This window comes from Afipia broomeae ATCC 49717 (assembly GCF_000314675.2).
In the GTDB taxonomy this organism is placed as follows: Bacteria; Pseudomonadota; Alphaproteobacteria; order Rhizobiales; family Xanthobacteraceae; genus Afipia; species Afipia broomeae.
Genome location: NZ_KB375283.1, coordinates 546,215 through 566,070 on the forward strand (window position 1 = coordinate 546,215; position 19,856 = coordinate 566,070).

Below are 19,856 nucleotides of genomic sequence, written 5' to 3' on the forward strand. Positions count from 1 at the left end.
GTCCTTTCGAATCCGAAGTTCGCCAGTCCTGCTGCACGTTCCGTAGCGAACTTCGGATTCGGAAGGACACTGAATAAATATGACTTCTCGTGTGGCCTTGGTTCGCCGGTCCGCAAATTGAGCTAGCTGCACAGCGATGCGGACCTGCGAACCGCCACACGAGCGGTTAACGGGGTATTACTCCCGCATCATGGTTTCCGGAGGGTTAAGGATAGGCAAATACGAGAAAAAATCTCGTCAAAGTGCAACGGGATAACGGAAGAGGCTCGCTTCAGGGAGGCGTCAGGCCGCCCGGCAGCGCGTTGGCGACTTCGCGGAAACGGTCGCCCCGCTTCTCGAAATTCGGAAACTGGTCGAAAGAGGCGCAGGCCGGGGACAGCAGGACAACCGGCTCTCCGACACCAGACGCTTGCGCATCGCGTGCAGCATGCGGCACCGCTTCCTCAAGGGTCTTGCTGATTTCGTGCGGCACATCGCCAAGCGTCGCCGCAAACTCCTGCGCCGCCTCGCCGATCAGATAGGCCTTGCGGATCCGCGGAAAGAATTCTCGCAAGCTCTCGATGCCGCCGGTCTTCGGCTTGCCGCCGGCAATCCAGAAAATGTCCCTGAACGACGACAATGCGCGCGCCGCGGCGTCGGCATTTGTGCCCTTGGAGTCGTTGACGAACAGCACATTGCCCTGGCGCCCGATCTGCTCCATGCGGTGCGCAAGGCCCGGAAAGCTGCGCAGTCCCTGCTGCAACATCTCGTGACTGACGCCGAGCGCCAGCACCGCGGCCGACGCACACGCCGCGTTCTGCGCGTTATGCAGTCCGCGCAGCGAACCGATCTCATTGATGCTCGCGATCCGCGACCGGGCTCCGCTATCAACGCGAACAATGGTGTCGCCTTCGAGGCAGATGCCGTCGGCTACCGGATGCTTCACCGACACGCGGACGACATTCCTGCCTGCCTGCGCGACGCGGTCGGCGATCGCCGCGCACCAGTGATCGTCGACACCGACGATCGCGGTCCCGTTCCGCTGCACGCCCGCCACCAGCCGCTCCTTCACTGCGGCGTAATGTTCGATGCTGCCGTGACGGTCGATATGATCTTCGGTGACATTGAGCAGGATGCCAACGCTGGGATCGAGCGACGGCGTGAGGTCGATCTGGTATGATGACATCTCGATCACATGGACGCGGCCCTTGGCCGGCGGCTCCAGCGACAGGATCGCGGTGCCGATGTTACCGCCCATCTGGGTATCGTAACCGGCTTCGCGCATCAGATGCGCGACAAGCGCGGTGGTGGTGGACTTGCCGTTGGTTCCGGTGATGGCGACGAACGGCGCGTCGGGCGCATGACGTTTACGTTCGCGGCAAAACAGTTCGATGTCGCCGATCACCTCGACGCCCGCCTGCTTTGCAGCAAGTACCGTCCAGTGCGGCTGAGGATGGGTCAGCGGCACGCCCGGCGTCAGAACCAGCGCCGCGAAATTCGCCCAGGAGACCGTCCGCAGATCCGCGGTGATGAAACCGGCCCTCGCCGCTTCCGCAAGTTTCGCCGGCGTATCGTCGCTGGCGATCACTTCCGCGCCGCCCGCCTTCAACGCATGACAACTCGCAAGCCCCGATCCGCCGAGGCCAAACACGGCAACCGTCTTGCCCTTGAAGGAAGTGACAGGCGTCACGCGTTCACCGCAGCTTCAGCGTGGAAAGACCGGCCAGCGCCAGCATCACCGAGACGATCCAGAAACGGATCACGATCTGCGGTTCGGTCCAGCCCTTCTGCTCGTAGTGATGATGGATCGGCGCCATACGGAAGAAACGCTTGCCGGTCAGCTTGAACGACGCCACCTGCACGATGACGGACAGCGCCTCGACCACGAACAGGCCGCCGATCACCGCCAGCACGATTTCATGCTTCGTGGCGACCGCGATCGCGCCGAGCATGCCGCCGAGCGCGAGCGATCCTGTATCGCCCATGAAGATCGACGCCGGCGGCGCATTGAACCAGAGGAATCCGAGGCCCGCGCCGAGCACGGCGCCGCAGAGCACAGCGAGCTCGCCGGTGCCGGGGACGTAACGGATTTGCAGATACTCCGCGAACACCGCGTTGCCGACCAGATAGGCGATCATGCCGAAGCTCGCGGCCGCGATCATCACCGGCACGATCGCGAGACCATCGAGACCGTCGGTGAGGTTCACCGCGTTACCGGCTCCGACGATGATGAACATGCCGAACATCACGTAGAACCAGCCAATGTTGAGGAGGAATTCCTTGATGAAAGGGATCGACACAGCCGTGACGGACGCGTCGCGGCCGAACCAGACGATGCAGGTGCACGCGATCAGCGCGATCAATCCTTCGACCGCGAGACGCGAGCGCCCGGAGAATCCCTTGTCGGTCTGCTTGGAGACTTTCAGGTAGTCGTCATAGAAGCCGACAAAGCCGAAGCCGAGCGTGACCAGCAGCACGATCCAGACATACGCATTGCGCAGGTTGGCCCACAGCAGTGTCGAGACGATCAGTCCCGACAGGATCATCAGCCCGCCCATGGTGGGCGTGCCCTTCTTGGTCACCAGGTGCGTCGGCGGACCGTCTGCACGGATCGGCTGACCCTTGCCCTGCGCCAGACGAAGCTGGTCGATAATCCAGGGCCCGAACATGAACACGAACAGCGCACCGGTGACCATCGCGCCGCCGGTGCGGAAGGTGATGTAACGGAACACATTGATGCCGGGGATAGTGCCGGCCAATTCAGTGAGCCAATAAAACATTCCAATTGCCTTAGTGTGTGGCGCCGTCGAGCGCGGCCTTTTCGGGAAAACGCTTCTGCAACGCAGTCACAATCAATTTCATACGAGAACCAAGCGAACCCTTGACCATAATCGCGTCGCCGGCGCCAACAGCGGCGACAACCTGCTGTTCGAGAGCAGCGGAATGATCGGCATAGCCGCCCTTCTTGGCGGAAGGAAGGGCCTCCCAGAGATTGAGCATCAGCGGACCACAGCAAAATACGGCATCGATATTATTCGCCTTGATGGCTTCGCTGAGACCGCGGTGCAGATCGGGGCCCGTCGCGCCGAGTTCCAGCATGTCGCCGAGCACCGCGATGCGCCGCCCGCGCGGACCGACACTGGCCTGGCCGAGCACGGTGATCGCTGCCTTCATCGAAGCCGGATTGGCGTTGTAGCTTTCATCGATCAGCGTGGCGGTACCTTCCGTGAGGGTCAGCACCTCGCGCACGCCGCGCCCCGCGGCGGGCTTGAGCTGCGCCAGCGCCAGCGCCGACAGCGCAAGGTCCGCACCTGCGAGGGACGCCGCGGCCAGCACCGCGAGCGAATTCATCGCCATATGCCGTCCCGGCATGCCGATCTTGTAAGTGATGTCCTGGCCAAGAATGCTGGCGTGCACCGCCGAGCATGCGGGATGTAGCGAGACGTCGATCAGCCGCGCATCGGCTTTTTCGTCACTGCCGAACGAGACGATACGTTCGATCTTCGCTGCCTTGGCGCTCTTGGTCAGGCGCGCAAATTGCGGATTGTCGCGATTGAGCACCACCGCTCCGCCCGGTTCGACGCCCAAGAAGATTTCAGCTTTTGCGTCGGCAATCGCCTCGATCCCGGAAAAGAATTCCAGATGCACCGGCTCAACGGTGGTGATGATCGCCACATGCGGGCGCACCATCTTCACCAGCGGCTCGATTTCTCCCGCATGGTTCATGCCGATCTCGAAGATCGCAAACCGGGACGACGCCGGGCAACGCGCCAGCGTCAGCGGTACGCCCCAGTGATTGTTGAAGGACGCAACCGATGCATGGGTCTCGCCCTGCGCGCCGAGCACCGCACGCAACGCTTCCTTGGTCGAGGTCTTGCCGACCGATCCGGTCACCGCGATGACTTTTCCGCCGAGCCGGGCCCGTGCCGCGCGGCCGAGGTCCACCAGCCCGGCTAGCACATCGTCCACCACGAGCAACCGCGCATCCGGGGCGAACTTGTCCGCATGCGCCTTCGAGACCACGGCGAGCCCCGCGCCGTTCTTCAGCGCCGCCTCAACGAAGTCGTGCCCGTCGTGCACGTCGCCCTTGATCGCGAAGTAAGCCTCGCCCGGCGTCAATGTGCGGCTGTCGATCGAGATGCCGGTGATCGCATCGGGCAACGCGCCGCGCGTCGAGGCCTGCATCGCCTTCGCCATCGCCGTGCTGGTCCACAAAGGCGCACTCATGCAGCATGCTCCGCCAATGCCGCCGCGGCGGCGTCGTGATCGCTGAACGGCAACACTTTATCTCCAACAATCTGTCCGGTCTCGTGACCCTTGCCCGCGATCAGCAGCGCATCGCCCTGTTGCAGGCCTGCGACGGCGGCGCGGATCGCCTCATTGCGGTCGGCGATATCCTTCGCGCCTTTCGCAGCCGCCATGATGGCGGCCCGGATCGAGGCGGGATTCTCCGATCGGGGATTATCATCGGTAATGATGACAGTATCTGCGTTCTCAGCGGCGATCGCCCCCATCAGCGGACGCTTGCCGGCGTCGCGGTCGCCGCCCGCGCCGAACACCACCACGAGCTTGCGCTTTGTATAGGGGCGCAGCGCTTCGAGCGCTTTCGCCAGCGCATCGGGCTTGTGCGCGTAGTCGACAAACACCGGCGCGCCGTTGCGCTCGCCGACCAGTTCAAGACGCCCCGGCGCTCCTTGAAGATGCTCAAGCGCCGCGAAGACACGCTCCGCATCGCCGCCGGTGGCAATCACAAGTCCAGCCGCAACCAGCGCGTTCTCGATCTGGAATTCTCCGACCAGCGGCAGCCGCACCTGAGTGCGCTTGCCGTCATGCTCCAGCGTCAGCTTCTGCGCAAAGCCATCGACAGCCGCATCGACAAGCCTGATGCCCTCGCCTTTGCGTCCGACCGTGATGATCCGCAGCTTGCGGATGCGCGCGGCATCGATCACCGCCTGCGAATGTTCGTGATCGGCGGCGATGATCGCCGCGCCGCCATCGACGACCAGATCCGTGAACAGTCGCAGCTTCGCTGCGAGATAGTGCTCGACAGTCGGATGATAATCCATGTGGTCACGCGACAGATTGGTGAATCCACCCGCGCTGACGCTCACCCCGTCGAGGCGGTGCTGGTCGAGACCATGCGACGACGCCTCGAACGCCAGATGGGTCACGCCCTCGCCCGCGATCTCGTCGAGTGACCGATGCAGCGCGATCGGATCGGGCGTGGTCAGCGAGCCGTAGACAGTGCGCTTCGGCGACACGAGACCAATGGTCCCGATGCTCGCGGCTGCATAACCGAGACGCTGCCAGATCTGCCGGGTGAACACCGCGACCGAAGTCTTGCCGCTGGTGCCGGTGACGGCGGCGATGGTCGCGGGCTGACGGGGATAGAATTTTGCCGCGGCGAGCGCCAGCGCGCGGCGCGGATTCGGCACGGCAATAAATGCAACGCGACCGTCGCTCTCCGGAATACGATCGCTCACGACAGCGACAGCGCCGGACGCAATCGCCTGATCGATAAAGCGCGCACCGTCGGTCCTGGTCCCGGCCAACGCGAAGAAAACATCGCCCGGCTTCACCACGCGGCTGTCCACGGCAATCCCCGCGACCGCAACATCGGCATGCTGCGCGCCGACCACGGCATCCCCGCTGAAAAGATCGCGTAACTTCATCTCACCCCGGATTTGGAATCATAGCGTATTCTAACCGCAGAACCGGCGCCCGCGCTGCGGGATACGCACGTCCACAAAACTCCGTGAGCGGTTACCGGCTTTCCTTCGATGCCGCAAGAATAAGGCGGTCGGACGGCGGTAAATCGAACCGCGGCACCATCCCGAGCAGCGGGGCGATTCGCTCGATGACCTTGCCGCCGGTCGGGACCGTGTTCCAGCCCGAGGTGATAAAGCCGTGGGTTTCGGGCAGCGGCTGCGGCTCGTCCAGCATGATCAGGAGCTGATATTGCGGATTGTCCGCCGGCATGATGGCCGTGAACGAATTCAGCACCTGCTTCTTGGAATAGCGGCCGTTGACGACCTTTTCCGAGGTGCCCGTCTTACCGCCGACATAATAGCCTTTGACGTCGGCCTTGCGCGCCGTACCCCGCTCCGCATTCAGCCGCATCATGTAGCGCATGCTGGCGCTGGTCTCCGGCTTCACGACCTGCTTGGCGAGTTGCATCGCATCCTCGCGCGATCGCTTCAGGAATGTCGGCGGGATCAGATAGCCGCCATTGACCAGCGCGTTGATGCCCATCACGGCCTGCAACGGCGCCACGGCCATGCCGTGTCCGAACGCGATGGTGATGGTGTTCAACTCGCCCCAGCGTTTCGGCACCAGCGGCTCTGCGCTTTCGGGCAGTTCGGTGCGAAGCCGCGAGAGCTGTCCGAGTTTGCGCAGGAACGCCTTGTGCGCCTCAACGCCCATCGACAGCGCGACACGCGCCGCGCCGACGTTGGAGGATTCGGTGAAGACCTCCCACATGGGGACAGCACGCCCCAGATTGTGGGTGTCATGAATCTTGAACTTGCCGTAGGTCAGCGGCGCACGCGCATCGTAGAGCGTGTTGACGGTGGCGCGGCCGGAATCCAGCGCCATCGCAAGCGTAAGCGACTTGAACGTCGAGCCCATCTCGAACACGCCGGTGGTCAGGCGGTTGATGCGGGTCGGGTCGTTGGCTTCGCGCGGATTGTTGGGATCGTAATCCGGCACTGAGACCATTGCGATGATCTCACCGGTATTGACGTTCGAAACCAGACCGGCGGCCGCCTTCGCCTTGAACTTGTCCTTGGCCTTGAGCAGTTCATCGCGCAGCGCATGTTCGACGCGCAGATCGACTGCGAGCCGCACGGGCTCCTGCTGCCGGTCCGTGGCGAAGCCGGCCCGATGCAGGTCGGCCAGACCGTTGCTGTCCAGCCACTTCTCGATGCCGGCAATGCCCTGGTTGTCGATGTTCACATGGCCGATCAGATGCGACACCACGGGGCCGCTTGGATACACCCGCTTGTTCTCGCGCAGGAACCCGACGCCGGGCAGACCCAGACGATAGATTTCCTTCTGCTGCGTTGGCGTAATTTCGCGCTTCAGCCAGACAAACCCCTTCTTCGACGAAAGACGATCCCGCACTTCGCCCGCGTCGAGGTCCGGCAGCGTTCCGGTGAGAAGCTCGATCGCCTCGTCCTTATCGATAATGCGGCGGGGCTCGCCGAACAGGGACGGCGTCTTGACGTCGGTGGCGAGGATCATCCCGTTGCGATCAAGGATATCGGGCCGCGCCGTGGCGACGGCGTCCTGCGAGGCCGTGCGCCGCGTGCCGTGACCATCGCCGCCGATCGCGAACATGACGAGGCGGCCGGCAATGATCGCGTAAACCGCAGCGAAAGCGACGATCGCAAGGCCGACGCGCGCACGCGCCTTGGCCGAGCGGTCCACGTTCTTTCCGTAAAGCAGCGTGCGGATCAGCCGTTGCCGCCAGGGTTCCGGAGGCGGTGTGATTTGCTCGGTCACTGCGCGCCCTCCGGTTTGGGTATCGAGCCGGTGAGCGTTTCATCTTCCGACGCGGCCTTGGCAAGCGCTTCCAGATCGACGCTTTCGATCATGGTCCCGATCGGATCGGGATCGCCCGGCCTCACGAAGCTCGGCGGACGCGGCGGCAGGTTCTTCAGCGAGTCATATTGTGTGGCTTCGATCGAACGCAGCGACAAGTGACGCGAGGCCAGTTCCTGCAAACGTTTCGGCGATTCCAGTTTGGCCCACTCTGCCTTGAGGGCGGCGATGGAATCACGCTCCTTGCGGATGTCGGCTCGCAGCCGGAGAACGCTTTCGGTCCGCACCGTCGATTCCATCTTGATGCGGTAGACATAGGCCGCGCCGAAGATCAGTGCGCAGATGACAAAGAGGTGGACAAACCGCATGTCAGCCTCCCCTCATCACGTCGGCAAGCTGCGGCCAGTCGAATGATGCGGTCTCCGATTGCGCAGGCGCATCGGTGCGCGCAGCAGCGCGCAGCTTCGCGGAGCGCGCGCGCGGATTGTCCGCGACTTCCTCATCGTCCGCCACGATCGGGCGCTTGGTGAGGATTTCAAAGCTCGGCAACGCCTGATCGACTTCGGGCAGATGCCGTGAACCGCCGCCGCGCTTGCCGCGCTCGTTAAGAAAATTCTTGACGATGCGGTCTTCGAGCGAATGGAACGACACCACGGCCAGCCTGCCGCCCGGCTTCAGCATCTGCTCCGCCGCCACCAGCGCCGCGTGAAGCTCATCCAGTTCCTCGTTGACGAAGATGCGCAGCGCCTGGAACGTCCGCGTCGCGGGATGAATTTCATTCGGCTTGGAGCGCACCACGCGCGAGACAATGTCAGCCAGCGCGCGTGTCGTTGTAATCGGCGCTTCCTTCCGCGCCGCGACGATGGCGCGCGCAACGGCGCGGGAATGCCGCTCTTCGCCGAAGATATAAATGATATTGGCGAGGTCGGTTTCGGACGCCTTCGCGACCACATCGGCGGCGGTCGGCCCGTCCTGGCCCATCCGCATGTCGAGCGGGCCGTTGAGGCGGAACGAGAAGCCGCGCTCGGACTGATCGAGTTGCATCGACGAAACGCCGACATCCATGACGACGCCATCGACGGCCGTAATGCCCTGCGCCGCGCAGACGTCCGCCAGATTGGAAAAACGATCCTCGACCAGCGTCAGCCGCCCGCCCGAGGAGTCCACGAGATCGAAGCCGCCGGCAATTGCGGTGCGGTCGCGATCGATGCCGATCACGCGGGTGCCGGGAACTTTCAGGATTGCGCGGCTGTAGCCGCCCGCTCCGAACGTTCCGTCCACGTAAATGCCGCCGTCGCGGGGCGCGAGCGCCTCGACCGCTTCGCGGCCGAGAACCGGAACATGACGTACGGGTGCATCGTCGGGCGACATTTCAAACGCCTGCCGGTGAAAGACGGCCGCATGCCGGCCGGAATATCCGGGCCGGTCCGCAAGATCGCGGCCGAACAGCCCCAGATTGGCCCTTTCCGGCATCCAGATCGACCTGAACGCGGAAGCGCTGGCGATGACGCGCCTTAAATTCGAGGTTCCGCATGGGATTTTCTGGCCAGCCATCGAGCTTTTCGCAGGGCTTTTTGCGCATTTAAGGACCACAGCCGCACCGTTCCGGCGCGACTCTCCACCCTTCATTGGCGGCAGTTATCGTTAAGGAATGGTTGACGGGGAGAATTGCCTTTAAAGAAGGTGTCTTCCGCGGCGCCGGCGAGCAACCCGGCCATGCGCAATGTTGTGGGGGCAAGAACCGGCCATGGAACCCGCGCCGATTGCACCGGAAAAGCATTGCCGTAGGACGGGTGGTGTGGATTTGACATTCGCGGCCCAGCGGGCGGCGAGTCCGCGAAGCGAATGTCAGAATCGGACCACTAGCCCGCTACCGCCCTTCTCTCGCCCAGTTTCGAGTCCCTGTATGCCGCGAGGATCGTTTGAGTCTGCTGGATTTGGATCGAAGCGTCAGCGTCCCGATTACTTTCCTGGGGGAACCTGCTGACATGCTGAGCTTCGTGCCCGATTCATCCGTCGTGTCGACCGTCACGCCATCGCCGAACTTCGGCGACCGCAAGGGCGTGCTGGCGCCGAACATGATCGTGCTGCACTACACCGGGATGGCCGATGCCGCGAGTGCGATCGTGCGGCTGTGTACGACTGGCACCGAAGTCTCCGCACATTATGTCGTGCTCGAGGACGGCAACATCGTCCAGTGCGTGCGCGAGTCCAATCGCGCCTGGCATGCTGGCGCATCGTCGTGGGGCAACGAGACCGATATCAACTCGCTTTCGATCGGCATCGAGATCGTCAATCAGGGCCACGATCTCGGCTACACCGATTTTCCATTGCGGCAGATCGCGGCGGTGATCGCGCTGTGCAAGGGCATCATGATCCGCCGCGATATTCCGAAGCATCGCATCCTCGGACATTCGGATGTCGCGCCGGGCCGCAAGAAAGATCCCGGCGAGAAATTTCCGTGGCGGCTGCTGGCGGATTCCGGCGTCGGCCTCTGGGTCGAACCTGCGCCGATCGTGCGCGGCGTGCAGACCATGCTCGGACAATCCGGCGACGATGTACTCGCCCTGCAAAAGCTGCTGGCGAGCTTCGGTTACGGCGTTCCGCTGAACGGACTCTATGACGCTGCCACCATGGATGTGGTTGCCGCCTTCCAGCGGCACTTCCGTCCGGAGCGGATCGATGGCATCGCCGACACATCGACATTGACGACGTTGAACGATCTGCTCGCGCTTATGCCGAAAGAAGCGCTCGTGAGCTAGTCCAGTTCCGCGAGACGGCGCAGATAGAGACGCCGCAGCGGTTCAAGGCTGGTGGATTCGAGCGCCTGCGTGTAGGCGGCGCGCGCTTCATCGCTGCATTTCAGCCGCCGTAACAGGTCCGCACGAACCGCAGGCAACAGACCATAGCCGTCGAGTTCGCCGCGCGCGGCAAGAGCATCGACCAGCGCCAGCGCCTTGGCCGGTCCATCGACCATCGAGATGGCGGCGGCGTGGTTGAGTGCGACGACCGGCGACGGCGCAATCCGGACCAGCACCTCATAGAGTCCCGCAATCTGCGGCCAGTCCGTTTCCGCAAAACTTGGCGCACGCGCATGCAGCGCTGCGATGGCCGCCTGCACCGCGTAAGAATTGGGGCGGCCCGGCTCCGACAGCGCCTGTTCGACAAGCGCCAGTCCCTCGGCGATCTGGACGCGATCCCATAGCGTGCGGTCCTGATGCTCCAGCAGTACGATGTCACCCTCCGCTGTCTCGCGGCTGGTGCGCCGTGCATCGTGCAGCAGCATCAGCGCAAGCAGGCCGCGAATCTCGCTTCGCCCCGGCATCAATACATCGAGCAAGCGGCACAGCCGGATCGCTTCCCGTGCAAGGTCCGGCCGCATCAGCGCCTCACCGGCGGTCGCGGCATAACCTTCGTTGAAAACGAGATAGACCACCGCAAGCACACCGTGCAGCCGCGCATTCAGCGCATCGTGCTGCGGCACTTCATAGGGAATTCCGGCGAGGCGAATTTTCTGCTTGGCGCGGGTCAGACGCTGCGCCATTGCGTCCTCGCTGGTCAGAAAAGCACGCGCAACCTGCCCCGTCGTCAGGCCGCAGATCGTCCGGAGAGTCAACGCGACCTGGGTTTCGATGGCAAATGATGGATGACAGCAGGTGAAGATCAGCCGCAGCGCGTCGTCGTCAACCGCGTCCGCCGAACCATCGCCGTCCACCACGTTTGTGCCAAGCAGTTCTACCTCACGGGCGATCTGGCCTTCCTTCGCGCGAAACGCGGTCTCGCGGCGGATACGATCGACGGCCTTGTTGCGGCCGGTGCTGATCAACCATGCGCGCGGATTTGACGGCACGCCGTTCTTCGCCCAGCGTTCCAACGCTGCGGCAAAAGCTTCCTGCAACACATCCTCGGCAAGATCGAAACTTCCGACGAGGCGGATCAGCGTCGCAAGCGCGCGACCCGCCTCATTGCGGAATATGCCTTCGATGTCAGCGATCGTCATCGCCTTGCCCATCAGGACGTGGACCGCGGCATTCTGCTAGTTGTTGTACATGTAGATGGGCCGGACTTCGATCGAACCGACCCGGGCGCCCGGAATTCGGGCTGCAATCGCCAGCGCTGCATCGATATCCTTCGCGTCGACGATGTAGTATCCGCCGAGTTGCTCGTGGGTTTCCGCAAACGGGCCATCGGTGGTCAGGGTCTTGCCGTCGCGCACGCGCACCGTGGTCGCCATCGACGTCGGGTGAAGCCGGTCACCGCCCTTGAAGTTCCCGCTTTGGATAATGGATTGCGTGAACGCGCCGTATTCGTCGGTCATTGCCTTGGCTTCAGCCTCGCTCCGTTTGGCCTCATCTGCTTCGTTTCGATAGATCAGCAACAAATACTGCATGTGGGTCACTCCGTTTGACCGGCGCGGTTCGCCGTAACCCTAGACGAACGGGGCGAGGCCCGAACGACATCTTCAGCATAAATTATTTGAGAGGCCCGCCGCACCGCATTTGACTTGACGCGACTGCCGGGAACGCTCATGTCCTCATCTGTCAGTCGGCTGGACGGCCGCTCCGGCAAGGATCGAAAGGTCGCCGGGGAGGAAAGTCCGGGCTCCATCGACATACGGTGCCGGATAACACCCGGCGGGGGCGACCCCAGGGAAAGTGCCACAGAGAACGAACCGCCTTCACTCCGTGAAGGTAAGGGTGAAAAGGTGCGGTAAGAGCGCACCGCGTTTCTAGCAATAGAGACGGCATGGCAAACCCCACCGGGAGCAAAACCGAATAGGGACGGCACAGTGGAAAGTTCGCTCTCGGGCGATAACTCCGCGGGGCGATGTCAGGCCCGCTGTCCGGGTAGGTTGCTTGAGGCGCAAGGTAACTTGCGTCCCAGAGGAATGGCCGTCACGTCTGCGTGGTGCGAACCACTCAGGCCCTACAGAACCCGGCTTACAGGCCGGCTGATACCGATCGCATGATCCGAAAGAGATCATGCGCAAGAATGAGGGGTTCGGCGGAATACGCCGGACCCCTCGCCAGTTTTGGGCCGCAGTTCCGAATCATTAAAATTGAAACAATCCCCAAGCCCTTCGTTTTACTCGCCGTCTGTAGCATCGCCCCACATGATCGAGGCGGACTGGCGAGCAGACGATGCACTTTCGATCCCTCCAATGGCTGGCGGCGGAACGGCTTTCCGATGGTGTCTATGCCGAACTGATCGACGAGCTGTTTGCCGCCGCCCCCTCGGTCGTCGTGGTCGCCATCAGCCAGGGCGTGATCGGCTCGGCCATCTCCCTGCACACCGGCGACCTGACTGTTCTCGGACTGACCATTGCCATCGTCCTGATCTCGATCGAGCGCATTGTCATGATGCGCCGCTATCGTCATGCGGCATCCGGTAAACCGCTCTCCCGTGCTGACGTCACGCTCTGGGAGCGACGTTACGTCAGCCGAAGTATCGCTAGCGCCCTGGTCATCAGCGCGATTGGCGTGCGCTGTTTCATGCTCGCCGATCCGACGATCCACATGCTGGCCGTCGGGATGCTGTCGACATATTGCGCGGGAACATTGATGCGGGTCGCACACCGGCCACGGCTTGCGATTGTCAATCTTCTCATTATCAGCATACCCACCCCTGTCGCCGGCATCATCCATGGCGGGCCGATCTACCTGAGCCTCGCGCTGATGACCGGCATTCTCCTGGTTGGCGCGTTCGACGTCATCCGGCACAGCTACAACACCACCGTCAGCCAGATTACCCTGAAACGGCAGTTCGCGGGGCTTGCACGGCAGGACGCGCTGACCGGCTTGTCCAATCGGCTTGAACTGAACGAGCGGCTTGAACTTGCAATCGGCGATGCACAGCGCAACGGCTACGGCCTTGCCGTGCACAGCCTCGACCTCGACCGCTTCAAGGCGGCGAACGATCTTTACGGCCATCCCGCAGGCGACGCGATTCTCAGGGAAGTCGCGCGGCGGCTGACCCGCCTGACCCGGGCAAGCGACCTGCTGGTGCGGCTGGGCGGCGACGAGTTCGTGCTGGTGCAGACCGGCGTCGCCGAGCGAGAACAAGCCACCGGACTGGCCTCCCGCATCGTCGAGGACATCGGCAGCTATTACAGCGTCAACGGCTACACCATCGAGATCGGCACCAGCGTCGGCATTGCGCTGCTGACGGACGACGCGCTCGCACCGGACGAATTGCTCGCCCGCGCCGATCAGGCGCTCTATCAGGCCAAACGAACGAGAAGCGGCTACGCCGTCTACACGGTGGCGCCGCATCTTGTTCCTTCGTTGAACGACGGCGACGATTTTCAGGACCACAACGCGATCAGCCGCAAAACGGTCAACCTGCGTTAGTCATTCGGCGCCCGGATCAGCCGATGCGCCGTGCCCCTTGCCGGAACAATTCGGCGCTCTCCGGTGCGAACTGCATGGCGGTCAGAAAATCATCGACACGATATCCGGGAAGTCGTTTGCGGATCGCCGCCATTTGAGCACGTGCCTCTTCAAGGCGGCCTGCCAGCGCCAGACAGTAAGCGGCTATCGCCAGAATATGCGCGTGGGCGTTGGGACGGGCGGCGGCCTTGAGGCCCCACTCCGCAGCCTCATCAAACTGCTTGAGCCTTACCAGCGCCATCGCGCGGGCGCCGAGCATGCCGAACAGCAGCGGATCGAACGGACTCAGGTGACGCGAATGGTCGGAGAACCGCACGGCAGCCCGCGGATCGCCTCCCTGCGAATGAACGAACGCGAGCGTGTAGTGGCCGAGCGCAAAATTCGGACTGAGGTCGATCGCCTGCTCCAGTTCGACGAGCGACTGATCCTGATGCCCGCGCAGCCACAGGGCCCGGCCCATGGCCCAGTGCGCGCCGGGATCGCGGTCGTCGGCCATCAGGCTTTGACCGGCGGCATCGAAGGCACGCTCAACCTCCGGCTCGCGCCTGGTCCATCCCTGAAATGCGTTCTGGAAATGGGTGAAGGACAGACCGCCATACGCCCGCGAAAAGGTGGGATCGAGATGTACCGCCGTCTGGAAAAACTGTTGCGCGCGCTCGTTGTCGGCCTTGTTGAATCGATACATGTGCCACAGGCCGCGGTGATAGGCCTCCCAGGCATCCAGCGAGCTGGGCGGCTTCAGCATCGCGCGGTTGCGCTCGATCATCTCGATTTCGTTCGCGATGGACGCAACGATCCTGTCGCCGATTTCACCGAGGACGAAGAATGCATCGTCTGACTTCTGATCGAAGACCTCCGCCCACACCACCCGGGCGGAGCGGGTCTCGGCGAGTTCGACGGTCACGATGAGGCGGTCGCCCCGACGTTGCAGCGATCCGCTGACAACATAATCCACATTGAGCATGCGGCCGGCTTCCTCCGGCCCCACATGCCGCTCGCTCAAGGCGAAGACCGTGCCCTGTGCAATGACAAAGAGACTTCGCAGCTTTGCGAGTCTCGTAATGAGGTCATGAGCGAGACCGCCCGCAGGCCCGCCGGGGGCCGTCGACGCCTCGGCGGTCCGTTCGACAAACGGCATGACGGCGATGGAGGCTCGGCGAGGTGACGTGATGACACTCTCGGCAGGTGTGATGATGCTGTTGGTCCCGGTCGGCGCGACGATCGACAGATCAACCGCATGAACCTGAGGCTTCGGCGATCCGTCCGCATGGGCCCGAGCTGCCCGCCACGCCTCCCGGATCGGCGCGCAATCGAGACCCTCGGCATCGAACAGCCGTGCCGTCGCCGACAGATGATCTTCACCCTCACGAATCCGGCCGTGCCGGGCAAACGCGTTGAGGAGATTTTCGTGAACGCGCAGATCGAACGGCGCGAGCTCCAGCCATTTCTCCAGATATCCGAACACCTCAACGCCAGCTTCGCTTCCGGCGAGCCGTTCAAGCAACGCCGCGTGGCGGCTGCGAAACTGGCGGCGCTGCGCGGTGAGCCAGGTGTTGAAAGCAGGGTTGCGATCGATCTCGAAGCCTTCGAGAAATTCTCCGTGACACAACGACGACAGCGCGCGCAGCCGCTCAGGCGGCAGCGCGTCCAGTCCCGTTTGTGTCGCCTGCGCGATCTCGACCGCGTCAACGAAACAATCCGTCAGATCGAACGCGACAGTATCTCCATCGGTCACAACGCGCGGCCGATCCGGCTCATCAACGACACTTCGCAGCTTGCTGAGACACCAGCGAAGCTCGCCGCGCGGATCGCTCGGAACATCCCACAAAAGCTCGCAAAGCTGGCTTCGCGGCACAGCATGCGGAGCCAGCGCCAGATAGGCGAGAAGCGCGCGCACCTTGCGCGACGCCGGCAACTTCAGCGCACCGCCGTTTCGGGAAATCGTCAGGGCGCCAAGCAATTGCACCTGCAGCGACAAATCACCGCGGCCGGCGCGACCCGATTCCACGTGCTTTTCCACGCCGGCTACCACGCTCGTCTCCATGTGCGGCCGCTACGGTACGTCGAGGAAATGGCGCAGATGACCGGATCCAATGCTTGCCCCGCTCGCGGGGCTATCCCAGGACAATCGGAGAAGAACCATGCTGACTTCCGTCGATACCGCTAGCAAGGCACCCATCGACTTTACGGCGGTCAAGGCCCGCCAGCAAGGAGCCTGGTCGTCCGGCGATTACGCCGTTGTCGGCACCACACTACAGATCGTCGGCGAGCAGTTGTGTGAAGCGCTCGACATACGCGCAGGGCAAACCGTGCTGGATGTCGCAGCCGGCAACGGCAACGTGTCTCTCGCTGCCGCGCGCCGCTGGTGCGATGTCACTTCGACCGACTATGTGGGCGCGCTGCTCGAACGCGCCCGGGAGCGTGCGGCTGCCGACCGGCTCAATCTCACGATCCGCGAAGCCGATGCGGAAGCGCTGCCGTTTCCCGATGACAACTTCGACGTGGTGGTCTCGACCTTTGGGGTGATGTTCACTCCGAACCATGACCTCGCCGCGAGCGAACTGGTTCGCGTCTGCAAGCCGGGCGGCAAAATCGGCCTTGCGAACTGGACGCCCGACGGCTTCATCGGCCAGTTGTTCAAGACCATCGGCAAGCACGTTCCCCCGCCTGCGGGTGTGAAGTCCCCCGCCCTGTGGGGCACGCGGGAGCGGATCCAGGAGATGTTCGAGCCCGACGCCTCGTCCATTGTGACTGCCCAGCGGCATTTCACTTTCCGCTATCGCTCGCAGGATCACTGGCTGGACGTCTTCAAGACCTATTACGGGCCGGTGCTCAAGGCGTTTGCGGCGCTCGACGCCACGGCGCAATCGGCTCTGGAGCGCGACATCAGAGCCCTCATTACCCAGTTCAACCGCTCCGGCGACCACACCGTGGTTGTGCCGAGCGAGTATCTCGAGATCGTCATCAACAAGCGCTGAATGCGGACGGGCTGCGTCTCGATTGCCGCAGCCCGTTTCAACTAACCGATGTCAGGACAAGCAGATGATCGCCGAACCAATCATTGACGCGTTCGATTATGACGAGACCGGCGACGGCCCGAGCATCGTGTTCGTGCCCGGCTCGTGCAGCACCGGCGCCGCCTGGCGGCCGGTGATCTCCGCGTTGAACGGCCGTTTTCGGTGCATAACCACCAGCCTGCTCGGCTATGGCGGAACCAAGGAGCGGCGCACTGCACGTAATCCTTCGATCGCTCATGAGGCCGAACTTATTGAGGCCGTCATCCGGCGAGCGGGCGGCCCTGTCCACCTGGTTGGTCATTCGTTTGGCGGCCTTGCTTCGCTCGCCGTCGCACTGCGCGCCAGGGTGCCGTTACAAAGCCTGACGATCATGGAAGCTCCGGCGGTCAACATCCTGCGGGAAATTGGCGAGTACCGGCACTACCGCACGTTCCGGGAAATGTCCGATGCCTATTTCGCAGCCTTCCGCAGCGGAGACAAAGAAGCAATTTCATCGATGATCGACTTCTACGGCGGCAGCGGCACCTTCGCGTCATGGCCGTCCCGTGTCCGCGCCTATGCAATGGAGACGACACACGTCAACATTCTCGATTGGGCGAGCGCTTATGCCTTCGAGCTGTTCCCGCCGGTGCTTGCCGGTATCGATATTCCCGTCATGGTCGTGCGGGGTGCAGAAAGTCACCCGGCCGTGAAACGCGCCAACGAACTGCTGAGCATCTACATCAAGGGCGCATCGCTCGTGACGACCGAAGGCGCTGCGCACTTCATGATCCTGACCCATCCCGAAGACGCTGCCCGCGCGGTCGCCGACCACATCACCCGCGTCGAAAAGCGTTGCGTGTTCGACGGCTGCGCCGCGGGGTGACGAAGCCGGAACCTCTCGATTCCGGCTTCGCGTTCTTGTGGGACAAGGCCTTACTCCGCCGCCGACATGCGGTCGAGTTCGAGCACCTGCCGCTCGAACAGCGAGCGGTAGATGCCGCCGGAACGCCGCGCGAGCGAGGCATGCGTCCCCTCTTCCGCGATCCGGCCCCGGTCGAACACGAGGATACGGTCGAGGCTGCGCACGGTCGACAGACGGTGCGCGATCACGATCGCGGTGCGGCCCTGGATCAGGCGGTCCATCGCCTCCTGAATCAAGGCTTCCGATTCCGAATCGAGGCTTGATGTGGCCTCGTCCAGGATCAGGATCGGCGCGTCCGCAAGGAAGGCCCGCGCCAGCGCCACACGCTGACGTTCGCCGCCCGACAGTTTCACGCCGCGCTCGCCCACCAGCGTCTCGTAACGCTTCGGCAGCCGCATGATGAAGTCATGCGCGTTGGCAAGACGCGCCGCTTCCTCGATCTGCGCCATGCTCGCGCCCGGCCGCCCATAGGCGATGTTCTCCGCGAGCGAGCGATGGAACAGGGTCGGCTCCTGCTGCACGATGGCGATCTGGCTGCGCAGCGACTGCTGCGTGGCCTTGGCGACATCCTGCCCATCGATCAGGATGCGGCCGCCAGTTGCGTCGTACAGCCGCTGCACCAGCTTGACGAAGGTCGTCTTGCCGGAGCCGGAGCGGCCGACCAGACCGACGCGCTCGCCGGGCCTGATGCTGACCGCAAGCCGGTCGTAGAGCGGCGTGTCGTGTCCGCGATAGTGGAACGTCACATCGTCGAACACGATGCCGCCGCCGGCGACCTTGATCGGCCTCGCATCGGGCGCATCGGCAATGCCGATCACCTCGTCGTGCATCGCCACCAGTTCCTCCATATCGTTCACCGAACGCTGGAGATGGCTGATGTGCTGACCGATGTCGCCGAGATAGCCGTGAATGACGAAATAGGTCGTCACCACATAGGCCACCTCACCCGGCGTAGCACGGCCCGCGGCCCACAGCAGCAGCACTCCGCCGATCACAGTCACGCTCATCAACACCAGCACGGCATGCTGCGCCGTGCCGACATAGGTGTAGCGCGACCATGTCCGGGTCGCGCGGCGGCGCCACTTGCCGAGCACCCTGCCGAGACGCCCGTCCTCCCGGGCTTCCGCACCGAACGACTTCACCACCGCGTTGCAGGTCAGCGCATCGGCCAGCGTGCCGCCCACCTTTGTGTCGAGCGCGTTGGACAGTTGCGCGGCAGGCGCGATGTAGTTCGTGGTCAGGGCCACCGTGAGGCCGACATAGATCGCGGTCATCAGGAAGATCACCGCACCCAGCACCGGCCAGTGCCAGCCGACCAGGATGGTCGAACCGAGCAGCACGACCAGGGACGGGATCAGCGCCATCAGGATCGTGTCGTTCAGCAGGTCCAGCGCCCACATGCCGCGCGTGATCTTGCGCACGGTCGAACCGGCAAAGCTGTTGGCGTGCCAGTCGGTGGAGAAGCGCTGGATGCGCACGAAGGCGTTCTGCGCTACATCCGACATGATGCGCAGGGTGAACGGGATGATCGCCTTCAGGCCGATGAAGCGAGTGATCATCGCCACAAGACCGAGCGCAACGATCGCGCCGAAGGCGATCATTGCGCCGTGACGCGCCGCGGCTGGATCGGCTCGCGCAATTGAGTCCACCAGCTTTCCGGCGAACAGCGGCATGAAGACGTCCGCAGCCGCAGCGGCGATCAGGCCACCGGCAACCACGGAGAGCCGCGCCGGCTGATTGCGCCAGTGGCGGAAGACGAATGGAAGCACCGCGCGTAAGGCGGACTTTTTATTACGAGACAGAGTCATGGCATGTTTCGGCTGCGCAGGCGCAAGCCGACTCCAAATGAAGGACGACGCAGCGGGCAGCGCCGCGCGCAATCGTCACGTGTCAAAGAAACAGGTTGTGGAATCTGGTCAGCGAAGGTTCGCGACAACTCGAACCGGACGACCACGGACAGGCCATCGGAGAACCGATGGCGGCCGGCAACCTTGCGCGGAGGACCGCGGGGTTAACCGATGGGGT

The 19,856-nt window shown here is 63.3% G+C and carries 15 protein-coding genes and 1 other RNA gene; 5 read left to right on the forward strand and 11 right to left on the reverse strand.

The genetic code is table 11. The features are described from left to right. Positions 1-271: 271 nt before the first annotated feature. From murD to rsmH, 7 genes are all read right to left on the reverse strand, one after another. Positions 272-1,669: a UDP-N-acetylmuramoyl-L-alanine--D-glutamate ligase gene (murD, locus tag HMPREF9695_RS15015; RefSeq protein ID WP_006021718.1), complete on the reverse strand. Its 1,398-nt coding sequence runs from the start codon at positions 1,667-1,669 to the stop codon at positions 272-274. Between the two features lie 4 nt (positions 1,670-1,673). Next, entirely contained in the window at positions 1,674-2,759 is a 1,086-nt protein-coding gene (mraY, locus tag HMPREF9695_RS15020; RefSeq protein ID WP_006021719.1) for a phospho-N-acetylmuramoyl-pentapeptide-transferase, read from the reverse strand. A gap of 10 nt (positions 2,760-2,769) precedes the next feature. After that, on the reverse strand, positions 2,770-4,206 hold the full coding sequence (locus HMPREF9695_RS15025) for a UDP-N-acetylmuramoylalanyl-D-glutamyl-2,6-diaminopimelate--D-alanyl-D-alanine ligase (RefSeq protein WP_006021720.1): 1,437 nt from the start codon (positions 4,204-4,206) through the stop codon (positions 2,770-2,772). Then, positions 4,203-5,651: a UDP-N-acetylmuramoyl-L-alanyl-D-glutamate--2,6-diaminopimelate ligase gene (locus HMPREF9695_RS15030; RefSeq protein WP_006021721.1), complete on the reverse strand. Its 1,449-nt coding sequence runs from the start codon at positions 5,649-5,651 to the stop codon at positions 4,203-4,205. Before HMPREF9695_RS15030 ends, HMPREF9695_RS15025 begins: the two co-directional genes overlap by 4 nt. 91 nt (positions 5,652-5,742) lie before the next feature. Continuing rightward, positions 5,743-7,482, reverse strand: a complete 1,740-nt coding sequence (locus HMPREF9695_RS15035) for a peptidoglycan D,D-transpeptidase FtsI family protein (protein ID WP_006021722.1) — start codon at positions 7,480-7,482, stop codon at positions 5,743-5,745. Then, the gene (gene ftsL / locus HMPREF9695_RS15040) at positions 7,479-7,889 is read right to left on the reverse strand and encodes a cell division protein FtsL (RefSeq protein ID WP_006021723.1); all 411 of its coding nucleotides are present in this window, start codon (positions 7,887-7,889) and stop codon (positions 7,479-7,481) included. The genes HMPREF9695_RS15035 and ftsL overlap by 4 nt, the downstream gene beginning before the upstream one ends. 1 nt (position 7,890) lies before the next feature. Continuing rightward, positions 7,891-8,892, reverse strand: coding sequence for a 16S rRNA (cytosine(1402)-N(4))-methyltransferase RsmH (rsmH, locus tag HMPREF9695_RS15045; protein WP_208856402.1), 1,002 nt, complete (start codon positions 8,890-8,892; stop codon positions 7,891-7,893). Between the two features lie 617 nt (positions 8,893-9,509). Here rsmH and HMPREF9695_RS15050 point away from each other — a divergent pair. Beyond that, positions 9,510-10,283, forward strand: a complete 774-nt coding sequence (locus HMPREF9695_RS15050; RefSeq protein WP_006021725.1) for an N-acetylmuramoyl-L-alanine amidase — start codon at positions 9,510-9,512, stop codon at positions 10,281-10,283. Here the strand turns inward: HMPREF9695_RS15050 and HMPREF9695_RS15055 are convergent. Both HMPREF9695_RS15055 and HMPREF9695_RS15060 read right to left on the reverse strand, forming a co-directional pair. Then, positions 10,280-11,521 carry an RNA polymerase sigma factor gene (locus tag HMPREF9695_RS15055; RefSeq protein WP_041712815.1) on the reverse strand — a complete coding sequence of 414 codons (1,242 nt, stop codon included), beginning with the start codon at positions 11,519-11,521 and terminating at the stop codon, positions 10,280-10,282. The genes HMPREF9695_RS15050 and HMPREF9695_RS15055 overlap by 4 nt on opposite strands. Before the next feature lie 36 nt (positions 11,522-11,557). Then, on the reverse strand, positions 11,558-11,911 hold the full coding sequence (locus HMPREF9695_RS15060) for a YciI family protein (protein WP_006021727.1): 354 nt from the start codon (positions 11,909-11,911) through the stop codon (positions 11,558-11,560). A gap of 151 nt (positions 11,912-12,062) precedes the next feature. Here HMPREF9695_RS15060 and rnpB point away from each other — a divergent pair. Further along, positions 12,063-12,480, forward strand: an RNA gene (gene rnpB / locus HMPREF9695_RS25310) — RNase P RNA component class A. Positions 12,481-12,662: 182 nt separating this feature from the next. Further along, the gene (locus HMPREF9695_RS15065; RefSeq protein ID WP_006021728.1) at positions 12,663-13,871 is read left to right on the forward strand and encodes a GGDEF domain-containing protein; all 1,209 of its coding nucleotides are present in this window, start codon (positions 12,663-12,665) and stop codon (positions 13,869-13,871) included. Between the two features lie 16 nt (positions 13,872-13,887). On the opposite strand, the gene HMPREF9695_RS15070 is transcribed toward HMPREF9695_RS15065, so the two are convergent. Beyond that, complete coding sequence (locus HMPREF9695_RS15070; protein WP_041712523.1) at positions 13,888-15,954, reverse strand: transcriptional regulator; 2,067 nt, start codon at positions 15,952-15,954, stop codon at positions 13,888-13,890. 97 nt (positions 15,955-16,051) lie between these two features. Here HMPREF9695_RS15070 and HMPREF9695_RS15075 point away from each other — a divergent pair, with 97 nt between their 5' ends. Further along, positions 16,052-16,888, forward strand: coding sequence for a class I SAM-dependent methyltransferase (locus tag HMPREF9695_RS15075; protein WP_006021730.1), 837 nt, complete (start codon positions 16,052-16,054; stop codon positions 16,886-16,888). A 64-nt stretch (positions 16,889-16,952) separates the two neighbouring features. Further along, positions 16,953-17,792 (forward strand): alpha/beta fold hydrolase, encoded by an 840-nt coding sequence (locus HMPREF9695_RS15080; RefSeq protein ID WP_006021731.1) that lies wholly within the window; start codon positions 16,953-16,955, stop codon positions 17,790-17,792. 50 nt (positions 17,793-17,842) lie between these two features. Here the strand turns inward: HMPREF9695_RS15080 and HMPREF9695_RS15085 are convergent, their stop codons facing one another. Then, a complete protein-coding gene (locus HMPREF9695_RS15085; RefSeq protein WP_006021732.1) occupies positions 17,843-19,639 on the reverse strand; it encodes an ABC transporter ATP-binding protein in 1,797 nt (598 codons plus the stop codon). Positions 19,640-19,856: the final 217 nt, after the last annotated feature.